Source organism: Mucilaginibacter sp. OK098 (genome assembly GCF_900142915.1).
Classification (GTDB): domain Bacteria; phylum Bacteroidota; class Bacteroidia; order Sphingobacteriales; family Sphingobacteriaceae; genus Mucilaginibacter.
The window spans coordinates 1,390,685-1,403,164 of record NZ_FRCM01000001.1; the positions used below are offsets into that span (position 1 = coordinate 1,390,685).

At 41.7% G+C, this 12,480-nt stretch carries 9 protein-coding genes; 1 reads left to right on the top strand and 8 read right to left on the bottom strand.

The window, feature by feature from the left end:
- Positions 1 to 81 precede the first annotated feature (81 nt).
- The 8 genes from BUE31_RS05750 to BUE31_RS05785 all read right to left on the bottom strand — a co-directional run bounded on the left by BUE31_RS05750 (position 82) and on the right by BUE31_RS05785 (position 11,883).
- Positions 82 to 1,395, bottom strand: a complete 1,314-nt coding sequence (locus BUE31_RS05750; protein ID WP_073401075.1) for a serine/threonine protein kinase — start codon at positions 1,393 to 1,395, stop codon at positions 82 to 84.
- The gene (locus BUE31_RS05755; protein ID WP_073401076.1) at positions 1,388 to 2,185 is read right to left on the bottom strand and encodes an FHA domain-containing protein; all 798 of its coding nucleotides are present in this window, start codon (positions 2,183 to 2,185) and stop codon (positions 1,388 to 1,390) included. The genes BUE31_RS05750 and BUE31_RS05755 overlap by 8 nt, the downstream gene beginning before the upstream one ends.
- A gap of 26 nt (positions 2,186 to 2,211) precedes the next feature.
- On the bottom strand, positions 2,212 to 6,276 hold the full coding sequence (locus BUE31_RS05760) for an FtsW/RodA/SpoVE family cell cycle protein (RefSeq protein ID WP_073401078.1): 4,065 nt from the start codon (positions 6,274 to 6,276) through the stop codon (positions 2,212 to 2,214).
- Between the two features lies 1 nt (position 6,277).
- Complete coding sequence (locus tag BUE31_RS05765; protein ID WP_073401080.1) at positions 6,278 to 7,705, bottom strand: PP2C family protein-serine/threonine phosphatase; 1,428 nt, start codon at positions 7,703 to 7,705, stop codon at positions 6,278 to 6,280.
- Positions 7,706 to 7,801: 96 nt separating this feature from the next.
- Positions 7,802 to 8,752 carry a hypothetical protein gene (locus BUE31_RS05770; RefSeq protein WP_073401082.1) on the bottom strand — a complete coding sequence of 317 codons (951 nt, stop codon included), beginning with the start codon at positions 8,750 to 8,752 and terminating at the stop codon, positions 7,802 to 7,804.
- Between the two features lie 8 nt (positions 8,753 to 8,760).
- The gene (locus tag BUE31_RS05775; protein ID WP_083619352.1) at positions 8,761 to 10,044 is read right to left on the bottom strand and encodes a serine/threonine-protein kinase; all 1,284 of its coding nucleotides are present in this window, start codon (positions 10,042 to 10,044) and stop codon (positions 8,761 to 8,763) included.
- 261 nt (positions 10,045 to 10,305) lie between these two features.
- Positions 10,306 to 10,734 carry a GNAT family N-acetyltransferase gene (locus BUE31_RS05780; RefSeq protein WP_073401084.1) on the bottom strand — a complete coding sequence of 143 codons (429 nt, stop codon included), beginning with the start codon at positions 10,732 to 10,734 and terminating at the stop codon, positions 10,306 to 10,308.
- 363 nt (positions 10,735 to 11,097) lie between these two features.
- A complete protein-coding gene (locus tag BUE31_RS05785; protein ID WP_073401085.1) occupies positions 11,098 to 11,883 on the bottom strand; it encodes a polysaccharide deacetylase family protein in 786 nt (261 codons plus the stop codon).
- Between the two features lie 231 nt (positions 11,884 to 12,114).
- Here BUE31_RS05785 and BUE31_RS05790 point away from each other — a divergent pair, with 231 nt between their 5' ends.
- Positions 12,115 to 12,480, top strand: a complete 366-nt coding sequence (locus BUE31_RS05790) for a hypothetical protein (protein WP_073401087.1) — start codon at positions 12,115 to 12,117, stop codon at positions 12,478 to 12,480.

Genomic DNA, 12,480 nt, shown 5'->3' on the forward strand with positions numbered 1-12,480 from the left:
TCGGCACGGGTACAAATTATTATAAGAAGGAAAAAAATCAGCTAATTTCCTTATCCCATTGATCGTCCGATAAAATTTTTATCAGATAGGAAAAATGCCAAGGAATTTCTTTTTCTTATGCAAGGGCTTCTTTTTATGAGAGAGCGGCTTCGTTACTGCTGATTTGGAAGTGTCTTTCTTTGCAGTATCTATTGCAGCGGCATGCTTTGTTTTATTTGCAATTGTATCTGGCGATACTTTCTTTTGCGACAGCGCAGAAGTATCTTTAGAAGGTAAGCTAAGGTTGCTTTTTACCGGCGACGTTTTAAACAGTCCATAAGTTATTGAAGCTATTATGAGTAGAACCAGGCCTGCAAATAACGGTTTAGAAACATGAACCCTGTTTTTCTTAACAGCATCTGCCTGTTGATAGGTTAACAGTTGCTGCTGCAACTTTTCATTTTCCAACCTTAATGCAATTATGGTATTTGCCGCGCCATCATTACTTTCAGAGATGGTGTTCTCAATAATTGCCTCATTCAGCTCTGTTCCGTTAGCATACCGGTTATCGGGAGATTTTTCAAGGCATTTGGTAATTATTTGCAGCAGCCATGCCGGAACCTGCATCTCCTTTTCCTGTTGTAATGCTGACCAAGACTTCGGCAGGTTCTCCCTGCGCAATTCAAGCACATCGGGAACAGGTTTTTCAAGATGTGAGAGCATTACAGTATTCCGTGCAGTTTCTCCATTATCTTTTAAGGGGAAGGGCACCTGGCCTGCAAGTAATTCAAACAATATAACTCCATAACTGTAAATGTCCGTTTGGAACAGTATTTCTCCGTCACTTTGTTCAGGAGCCATAAATTCAATTGCGCCGGCATGGCGCATACTGCTTCGCCTTTGCTCGTCAGACATTACCGATAATCCAAAATCCAGCAATACATAATTCCCTGAGTGGATATTGAACTTTATATTATTGCTTTTAATATCGCCATGCTTCACTCCTACCTTATGGCAATGAGAAAGTGCGCAGGCAAGCTGATCGGCCAGCTTTATTACCTCCTTTATGGTAAATATTGCTTCATGCGGAGGTTTTAACAGTTCGCCAAGATCAGGGCCCTCTATAAATTCCATTTCTATAAATGGTAAGGAGCCGCTTTCCGTAATTCCCGAATTCAGGATCTTAACTACATTAGGATTGGGGATCTCATTTACCTTTCTCAGCTTTTCAACCTCGTTCAAAAAATTCCGGTAATTATGATCGTCCTTGCTCTCGCTGTGGATAGGTGTTGGTAATAGCTTAACAGCGCTGATGATAGGCCCTATTCGCTTGCCTTTATATACAGAGCCTTGTCCGCCCGTTCGCAGGGCACCCATGTTTTCCAGTCCTTCTGTTATAGTAAAAACTTTACTCATCCTCCTTTGCTGATGAATGATAGCTGAATTCTAAAACCGCCGATTCACCCAGAATAACCTGGTCGCCCTCGTTCAACTTATGGCCAATGTGAGTTGAATGCAGCTTAATCAAATTTTCATTGCCGATGGATTTGATCTTGATCTTATTGCCGGGTGGAATCCCCCCTTCATCAGCATAAAGTATAAAACAACCATCATCGTTATTCCATTCTATGTGCGCATGCTGCCTGCTTATAAATTTATTACTTTCATTTTTACTATTACCAGGGAATGCAATTTGATTCAGCCTGAAAAATCCATCATTTACCTGTGCTTTACTTTCGCGCCCTATGTTGATCTTGCCGTCAGACGGGGTTATCTCATATTCGGCCTTTTCTGCTTCACCATTTAATACCTTTACGAATGCCGAAAGCGATCTTTGAATATTATGATCTTTCGTCCGGATAAATATAGCGGCGTTCAGTGCATCCGCTTTAATGGCTTCAGCTGGAAATTCTTCATTAAAGTTAATTTCCAACACCCAGTTTTCAGGCAGGCCCAATGCAAAATCATCAGCTATCCTTTGAATCTCATCTTTAAATTTGTCCTTTTCTTCCAGGTAAACTACTGCCTCGTACAGATGTTTTTCGGCAGCGTCAGCGCTTATAAAAAGATGAATTCCTTTAATATGACGTCCCTCGCCTCCTTCTGATTTTTGTAATTGCTCTTTCACCAGGCGAAGCAGTGCGTCACGCATCCCTTTTACATCCTGCGGAGCTTTGTCATCTTTTCGTTTAAATATATCAAACATATCAACCTTTAATTATTTGAATATAACTATTCATCTGCCGTTCCTGTTTCATCTGCAGGAACAATACTTTTAATATACCCTTCTTTGATCAATAAAGGGATCACATGTTGCCCGGCAAGCCTTACCGCATCAGATGATCCCCGGGTTGATTCAACCCTGATACAAACAACAATATTGCCTTTACCCTTTGCCATTGGCGCAAAAAACACATACCACCCATCATTAATACTAATCCCTTTCCAGATCCTTTCGGGTGTCCCTGTTTTACCGGCTACCTTTAAACCAAGGATCGGCTCTTTTGGTGCACTTTGCTCAATCATGTATTTGGTAAGTAACGCAGCGTATCGTGGGTCATTTGCCAGTTTAATGCTGCCTTTAACCGGCTGCAGCGTATCATTTACCTTTAAAACAAACCGGTTGGCAACCAACGCACCATTGTTGGCTACGCTTGATACCAGCCTTGCTACAGCAGCCGGTGTTGCAATAAGCTCACCCTGTCCCCATGCCATACCCGAAATTCCTTTTGCGCGTGTTTTATGAATATTGTTCGGGTCGTATCTCGGTTTGGTGTTAAACTCAGTTTTGCGCCATAGCTCGCGCCATTTTTCTTCCTGGTCAAGGTTCTCAGGTTTCTTGTTGTAAAAATACCCGCCAACTCCATGAAGGAACATCCCGGCTTTTAAATACAACGTAGCCATATCTTCCTGCAAATGTTCCTCGTTCGCCAGCTTAATAAAGTATACGTTATTTGATTTGGCAATCGCCCGCTCTAAACTGATCACCCCGGTTTCATCCGGTTCAATGCCTTTGGTGCGGATCCTTTCTTCGGTGCTTACATGAAACTTTACATCATTGGCGGCAAGGCCCAGCTTATTAAAGGATGCCATAGCCGTTAAAACCTTTGCCGTTGAGCCAGGCTGGGTGGCATAAGTAAAACCAAGATCGCTGGTTGTGATCCATTGCGATAATTTATTTTGTTCTGCAACAGGCATGGTCAGTTGGTCGTAATTATGAACAGGCGGCAAAGGATAAACAGCAGATGCAAGCACATCTCCCGTTGTCGCCTGCATAACCACTACCGATACCCGGTTATCATTTAGCGAAGTATCTGCCGCAATTGATCTTTGAATACCTGTTTGAAGCTCAGCGTCCATAGTAAGCTGCACATCGCGGTTCCTTTTCTTGAAAGCTTCAACATCGGCGCTGTTTATGCCGGCAATAAGCAGGGGCGCCAGCGCACTATAATCCTTTTTGCTTACCGACATTTCTTTTACACCAATTGGCAAAAAGCGATCTTCCCTGAAACGGCTGGCATGTACATTATAGGTACTTGTTGGCATTTTAAAGCCCCGTAATTCGGCAGCGTGTTCGTATTCGGCAAAATACCCGTTAGTACTGCCGTTAAAAACGCCGGTATTAACATCGCCTACCCAAAAAAACATTTGGTCTTCAAACGGGTAATACCGGGTGAGGCGTTTATGCATGGCTGAATCTAGGTCATAATGTTCTGCCCCGGCTGCATTTAACAGGTTCTCCTGTTTCCTGATCAGGTTTGGATTGCTGGTAGCTAATATTCGCCCATGCCGGTCATAAAGCGTGCCAGCCTGCAACTTATTCATTAAAATAGCAAGGCGCGGGTTATAGCTAAACATTCGCCCACCACTCCTGTCGGCCACCAATGCCGGCTTTACTATCCATTTTTTACTGTCGAACAAGTACCCGGAGATATTGACTATCAACAGTAAAACACCTATACAGGCAGCTAATAACGCAGGCACTAAATTCCGGTCCTGCTGTTTGGTGATAAAAGCCATTTGAACAGGTGTACCTTTAACCATTGAAGCGGATAATAAGAACCCGGCGGCTAAAAAATTAGCGACCAAAGATGATCCGCCATAGCTCTCAAACGGCAATGCTACGCCAGATAATGGTAAAGCACCGGTTGATCCGCCCGCTATCAGTAAAAACTGCATAAAGGTACAGATCCCTATCCCCGCACATAAATAAAACAGGAAAGGTGTCCCGGTTTGCCTGCCTACAATAATTGATCTGTGCAGGTATAATAAAAACAACAGGAAGATACTTACAATTCCTGTCCATCCAAAGCTTTCGCCAATGGCCGGTAATATCATATCGGTATGCGCCTCCGGTATAGTTTTCGCAAAACTCTCGCCTATTCCCTGCCCGGAGATGCCTCCGCCAGACATGGCCCAAAGCCCGTTCGCTACCTGGTCTCCGCCGTAAACCTCGTTATTCCAGGCATCCTGCCATATGGCTTTACGGTCAACCAATCGTTGCACGGGGCCGGGAATTAATTTATCTATGTGGGGGATCTTATCTATGGTTAAAAACCCCGATATAATTATCAAAGCCATTATAGCCGATTCACTCAGGGTTTTCCGTTTTGATAAAAAAACAAACAATACCATGGCCGTGGTAAGTATAGTGGAGAGCCATACGTTTTTAAAGATCCAGGATACCAGCACATAAAACACAACAGCAACTGTCATAAACATAAAATCACCCCTTGAAAAAGAGAACAGGATGATAAAAGTAAAACAGATCACTATTGCAGGGCCCATATCACCAAGCAACAGGAACAGTAACAGTGTAAAGGCAATTGATATTACTGCAAAAGAAAAGAACGACCATCTTTTTTTCCAGCTAGTATATTCACTGATAAATTTTTCATTTGCCGCAAAAAACCCGGCTAAAAACATAATTACCAGGTATTTAACTATCTCGCTGGGCTGAAAACCAAACAGGTTAACTTTTACACCGCTGCCTTCCGGGCCTGATCCAAAACGAATGGTCAGTAGCAGCAATGTCATAGCCAGAACAATCCATGGCCATCCGTTTGCCGCCTTGCGGTTATTTTTAAAAACTAACATCCGGTATATGCCGGAATCAGAAGTAAAACGACGGAGGTTAAATTGTAACAACAGTATCATCACCACAAATCCAATCCCCAGGTAAACCAGGGAATCTTTTGCAAGAAAACGGTCGCGCAATGGGTCCTGCAAACTTAACAGGGTTAAAAAAGAGATGCCTGTTAGTATCATGATCAAAGGCAAAATAACCTGATCGGCAGCCGGGAATTTCCAGCTTAACAATAAATGGAGGATAAGAAAGCATGCAAAAAAGGTAACCACAATTATCAAATACCATAAATTGAATTCAGATGGCATGCGAATGATCAAAGCTTTTTCTTTTTTAAGGATGCTGAAATCTTTCGATCCTAAAAGCCTGATGGTATGTGGCGACTGGTGAAAAGTAAAGGATTCATCTTTATCAAGATTCTCTGTACCCAATGATTTACCGAATTGAAAACCAGGCTGCAGCGGCAAAATTTCAAATGCTTTATTTTCGGGCAGATTCTTAAAAGTAAATGCACCTTGCGCATCGGTACGGGCAAATGCGGTTAGCGATTGCAGGTGCACCTTGCCCTGTGCATCAGAAACATAAGTGATTTTATAACCATTACCCAATTTATCCTGGGTTTTTACCTGGTCGCTTTCTTCATCGTTATAAAGGCTGTCTTGCGGCAATATCATTTGCAGCCTTATCAGCACGCCCGCAACCGGGGAAGTTTTGTTCAGGATAACTCCGGAAATATTATAGCCGGTCAACCCTACATCATTTACAGCAGGCAAAGCCGGCGGATTATCTTTTTCCTGCGTAAAACGAACAGAATCATCTCCTGTGTAACCTAATAACGTACGGGAGACCTCCACCCTATCCTTAAATGATCTTCCGCCACGGCTAAAAGCGTCATCAGCATCTACATAATAGGCGTGTTTGTTTAACTCACCAATATTATCAAACTTACTCCCGGTTTTGTATTTTGCAGCAACAACGCTTTCAACAAGGTCAATATCTTTGGCGTCATCAAAATAGTATCCTTTTTCAAGCAGCCTTCGTAAATTTTGTGCAGGGTTTGCGGCGTTAAGGTTAACCATGGTACCATCTTTAAGCCGTTGGTCAACATCGGTAAAGTTCTGTTGCAATACCAAAAACAGGCGGACAAATAACAAACCCAGCAGTATGGCTGAAAGCAAAAGAAATAAACCTTCTTTTTTTCTTGATCCCATGCTACTTTTTATTGCTAACAGGTAAGGAGTCCGCTTTTATTACCAGGTAAGGTAATTTACCGCTGATATATTTTTTATCCGCAAAAGCCAGCTCGTTTTGAAGACTTTGCTTACAATTTACAAACCGTACATTTTTCAATTCCACCGCATTGTTAGCAAGTGAGATCCCTGTATTAAAATTGACAAACGATAAACTATCCAAAACAATGCTTTTGCATTTTGCAGACAGCTTAATTGCCGCCCCGGTATACCCTGAATCGCTTTGAAACACGATATGGCCTTTGGCTTTAATCAGCAGGCTGTCGCGATTAATTCTTATAGCATCATTAATAATAATGGGGGTTTTATATGCGGTATCCGAAAGGATCAGAACGTTACCTTTTAAATTATCAACCGCCTTTTGCAGTTTAAGCTGCAGCGGATCAGCAGGTTTACTAACAACTACTATAGGTTGTTTACCGGGGATAATGTCTTGCTCTTTACTTTGAAGGTACAGGTACACCGTGCTTGCCAAAAATATCAGTGCTAAAACAGAAAGCACCGCAATAATACCTTTATTGCTTTTGGGTACAGGCGGCTCAGCCTCATCGTCCCTTGTAGGTTGCCCGCTTGCCCAGCCTATGGGTTCAGGTGAAGCAGGTTCCCGTTGCTTAATAGCTGTTGCCGCATGTTGTTGTGGCACCTTATCATTATGCACAAGCACCACAGTAACATTATCCTTCCCGCCATTACGGTTAGCGGCATCAATAAGTTCCTTGCCTTTTTGTTTTAACGGGACCTCTTTGGTCAAAATCGCAGTGATTTCTGCACTGCCAAGCATATCAGTTAAACCATCGCTGCATAACAGCAGCATATCGCCGGAAAGAAAAGGTGATTGCCCGGTTTCTATATAATCCGTATTTTTTCCTAAATGGCTTTCAAACCCAAGGGCTTTGTTGATCTCGTTGCGCTTGGGATGATTCATTGCTTCTTCTTCTGATAACCTGCCTGATTCTTCGAGGAACCCAACGAATGACTGGTCGTGAGAGATCTTCACCAATGAATTATCTCTTAGCAGATATAGCCGGGTATCGCCAACATGAGCGTAGTAGAACTGGTTGTTCGCAATATCGGCAAGTGCCAGCGTCGAAACGCAGCTCATTTGTGCGTACTCCTTATTAAGCTGTTTTTGTTCTATAATCCGCTCATTAGCCAATTCAAAACAATCAATGATCATTGATATAACATCGCCGGATGGTTTTTCCAAACGCTTAAGGATTGCTTCGCGGGCTAATCCAGCGGCTACTTCTCCGCCTGCATACCCGCCTACGCCATCTATTACACAAGCAATTATAAAGCGATTTTCCGCACCCTGTCGGGCAATAAAGGCATCTTCGTTATTTTGCCGCTCTTTACCGGTATCAGTTATGCCAAAATATTGATCAGTCATTTTGTTTACGGGATTTTTTAATTTCTAAAAAATGAGTTGCCAGCAATGCAGTACAAACTGCCAGTAGCCCCACCGATAAAATTTGCGACATATGAGCTATGATTTAAATAAATTAACGCCTACTATACCGTTCAATAATATTTTAGAGTTTACAGGAAGCTCAACCCATGATGGTGCGTTCACATCGCTTCGGATTATTTCCTGTTCATTCAGGATAGTTAATTCACCAAAGGATGCCAGGTAAAATTTCCCGTCAGATTTATTGAACCTGATTCGCAGGTGCGGCGTATTCACCCATTCAGTAGGAATTTTAAATATGTTTGAATCTTCCCTTTGTTCATCCTCGCCCGATACAATTATTTCATCATCATTCATTATGTACTCCACCTTTTTTCCGGCAAATTGTTTTTCAGGCAGGATGGTTTCAAACCTGGCGTGGTATTTTTTGCCGGGTTTTACAGCCCCTTTCTCATCATAATCCAAATCCTCCATATAAGGGAGCTCATAATATCCTTCGCTATAATAGTTGAAGCTTTTAAGCACATCCTCGCTTATATCAAACGTTTGCGCGATGCCCGTTTGGCGGGGGATAAATGTTACCCGCAGGTTCTCTTCTTTTTTATTGCTCCCCGGCAGCAGCTTGCCGATAAAACCAATATCACCCCTGGCATAGTCCGGATGTGAAACCAGCCTGAACACCCATTTTGAGCTGGAAGGCACAACCGTTTTACCGGCCGCACGGTACTGGCCTAATAACTCATAAAACTTTTTTACCGTTTCGTTTACAATTAGGCCCAATAAACCCTGCTTATTATCTATAAACTCCTTATAATCTTCCGAGTTAAAGCTGATGATATACTCATGGTAAAATACAATCCTGTCCGCAAACGAGAGCTGACGGACTGAATCAGTAAATTTTGCAATTACGTAATTGTAAACATCATCAGGGGTTAGTATAACCTGTTTCTTTGATTTACCATTATCAGGGTTGGTTAAAAACCAGTCCTGTATCCCCATACGCTGCCAGATAGAAGTTTTTTGATCCATTTAATTATTTACTGGTTATTGCCTGTTGAGTCCTTTTTTGTACTGTCGGCAGGATTTTTTTGTTGTTCTCTAATGATGTCTTGTGTAAGGGAATCCGTTTTCTTCCTTTTATTCCTGTAATCAATTATACGCTGCTGCTCCGCCTTCCGGAAACTATCATTTATCCGGGCTGTATCCGGCAGAACTGTACTGACAGGTATTGCTTTTGGAACCGGCCGAAACAAGGAATATGCTGAATATGCCATAAACCCAACCAATAAGATCATCAGCCCTGCAAATACAGATTGCGAAATCTGCATCATACCTGGCTGGGGCTGCAAATTTGGCCTTTGTACCACTATTGGCGGAGGAGGTATCGCAGCTGCAGCAATTTCTTTTACAACTTCAACCCTGATCTCTTTAATGCTGCTATCCGCAATCACATCGTGCAATTCAGTTCCGTTAGCATATCTTTTTTCGGGCGATTTTTCAAGGCATTTGGCAATCATTTTAAGTAACCATTCCGGGATCTGCAGCTCGCGTTTGGGCCAGTCATCCGGGAAGTTTATTTTCCGGAGCTGTAAAATATCCGGCACTGGTGATTCCATGTGCGACAGCATCACTGTATTTCTTGCCGTTTCCCCGTTATCTTTTAATGGAAACGGAACCTGGCCGGCAAGCAATTCATACAAAATAACACCGTAGCTATATATATCCGTTTGGAACAGCATTTTACCTTCATTTTGCTCCGGCGCCATAAACTCTATCGCTCCGGCATGCCGCATACTGCTCCGCCGTTGCTCGTCAGACATCACCGACAAGCCAAAATCCAGCAAAACGTAATTCCCTGAATTATTATTGAATTTTACATTATTGCCTTTAATATCCCCATGTTTAACGCCCACCTTATGGCAATGAGAAAGTGCGCATGCCAATTGGTCGGCCAGCTTTATCACTTCTTTTATGGTAAAGATCTTTTCATGAGGTGGTTTCAGCAAATCTTCCAGATCCGGGCCTTCTATAAACTCCATCTCAATAAAAGGGAATGAGCCGCTTTCGGTAATCCCTGAGTTTAAGATCTTAACAACGTTAGGATTAGGGATCTCATTTACTTTTTTTAGCTTTTCTACTTCATTTAAAAAATTCCGGTAATTTTTATCCTCTGTACTTTCGCTATGTATAGGTGTGGGAAGTAACTTAACAGCGGTTATTATCGGCCCTATCCGCCTGCCCTTATAAACGGAACCCTGGCCACCTGTACGCAGCGCTCCCATATTCTCCAGCCCCTGTGTTATTGTAAATACTTTACTCATTCTTTATTGATTCTCTTTAACTGCCTTGCATGAACTTATTAACGCAAACAAATCTATTATGTTTAAATCCTTTTCAATGAAATTTAAGCAAAAAAGACAATATAATTCCCACTATCTGGCTAATAACAACACAGATGCCGCGCCTGCTTGAATAATAGATAATGTTTGATTGCTTTTACCGGATTTATAACTTAAAACCAGAGGCGATATTGCTATGGAAACAGAATTAAAAACCGATCTTATCGTTTAACGTTAAACCAGCTATTCAGCTATTTTCAAATCATTTACATTATCCAGCAAAAAACAATTGTCGTGACGGGTCATGCCTATTTTAGGATAATAGTTTACCGCGGCCGGAGCTGATAGCAGGATCAGTTTAGCTTGTGGTGAATGTAGTTTTGTTTCTTTTATTAAACGGGTTCCTATCCCCTGTTTTTGCAGGCTTTCATCAACCGCTAAGTCAGACAGGTAAGTACAATAAACAAAATCAGTTATTGACCTTGCTACCCCTACCAGCTTACCGTCTACACGGGCTGTTACTATCAAACTAGCATTCTGGCACATTCCCCGGATCCGTTCCACGTCATCAACCGGCCTTCGCTCTGCCAGCGTGCTGCGTTTTAAAACATCAATAAACTCATCAGGATGCAGGGTTAATTCCCTTGCATATATTATTTCAGCGTGTGCCATTATTTTTTGATTGTATTAATTCATAGCAAGTTATATGGTTGTGGGCAATTTAACAACCTGTTTTATTATTTAACGTGAGTTCGATATAAGGTTGGCAACATAGTTATTGATTACCAGACACTTACATCTATTCAATTATTAACACAAGACAAACTACCTGATAATCAGCATGTTTCACAGCGTTCCGGGTATTCCGCGTGTAAAAATGGAACGCTTTGCCGGCGTGGATACACAAACTTGCGTTTCGCCTCACCTAAAACTACTACTGCGCGCAGTTGGAGAAGGGTTTGGGGTGAGGTGACTATTTGCTTGGGTTGAACTCACGTTATTTAACCATTAAAAGCGGTACACGCCTTCAGCATTTTATTGCTTTACACCAGTAAGGTAATCCATTGCTTGTTTAAATGTAGTAACCCAAACTTCATCCCTATGCTTATCAAGGTAATTTAAAAGCTCGCGATGCGCCTGAGCTGACGTAGTTAAATAATCACCCCCAACTCCGTGAAACATAAATACACCCATACCACCATCTTTTTGCACCTTTTTCACAAAAGCGATCAGGTCGTCCCCTGTAATTTTACCCACAACAGCCCATGACGGAACCAGCAACGGATCAAGTTTATTATAATCAGTTATAACAGCATTTTGATCGCCGCCCATGCGGGCATATTTTACTATACCAGATTTTCGTAAAGAATCAATGTAGTTCACACCGCCAACTTTTGATTCCGTACAAGGGTAGGCATAAGTATGTGTTTTTTCATTATCAATTGCATGTAAAAAGTTGTTCATCATACCTACTTCGCGAAGTATGGTGTACACCGTATAATTTGCTGAATTGTTTGCCGGGTTCCCTTTCCCGTCAATTATTAAACATGGGTGATAAAGCGTATGATTGGCCAGTTCATTCCCATGTTTAAAAGCGTTGCGCCACTTCGGCAACGTTTCATCTGTGATGTTCCCAGTGAGGAAAAAGGTGCCGTTTAAATGAGCGGAGTCCAATTGCGGGATAGCAATATTTAACTGCGACATCAATGCATCATCATACGTAAGTACTATTATCACTTTTTTATGAACCGATGCGGGAGATTTTTGCTGGGCGTATACACTAAAATTTGCCAGAAAAAGAAGCAGAATAAGTTTTTTCATGATATGAATTTGGACTTAACAATTGAGAAAACCAATTTACAGATTTACTACTACTTTTTACAATTACGAAATTTGAGCTATTAAGCCTTACCAGACATGAGTCATATTTTATATCATCCTCATTTTTAGTATATTGATAAATTAATATTAAAGCGATCTAAACGTGTTAACATAATGATAACATTGAACAAACATTAATATAACCTACCTTTGCAGCAATCCAAAACCCCCATGAAAACAGAAAGCACAAAATCAACAACTAAGCAAGCACAAGTAACCGCTAAGAAAAATATCCAAACCAGTTTAATAGCCGAATTAAAAGCATTTGCTGTAAAGCTGGGGCATACCTCTAAAAAAATCGAGAAAGAGATTGAAAAAAGCGCAAAAAATCTTGCGAAAAAATTAGCCAAACCGGCAAAAGCTGAAAAAGCAGCAACACCAAAACCAGTTGCGAAAAAAGCTGCACCTGTTGCCAAAGCGCAAAAACCCATAGCAGCAGAAAAGAAAGCTCCTGCCCCTGCAGTTGAAGCCGCACCAAAACCGGTAAAAAAAGTAGTCGCTGAAAAAAGCACCCCAGCAAAAAAGACTGTTAAATAA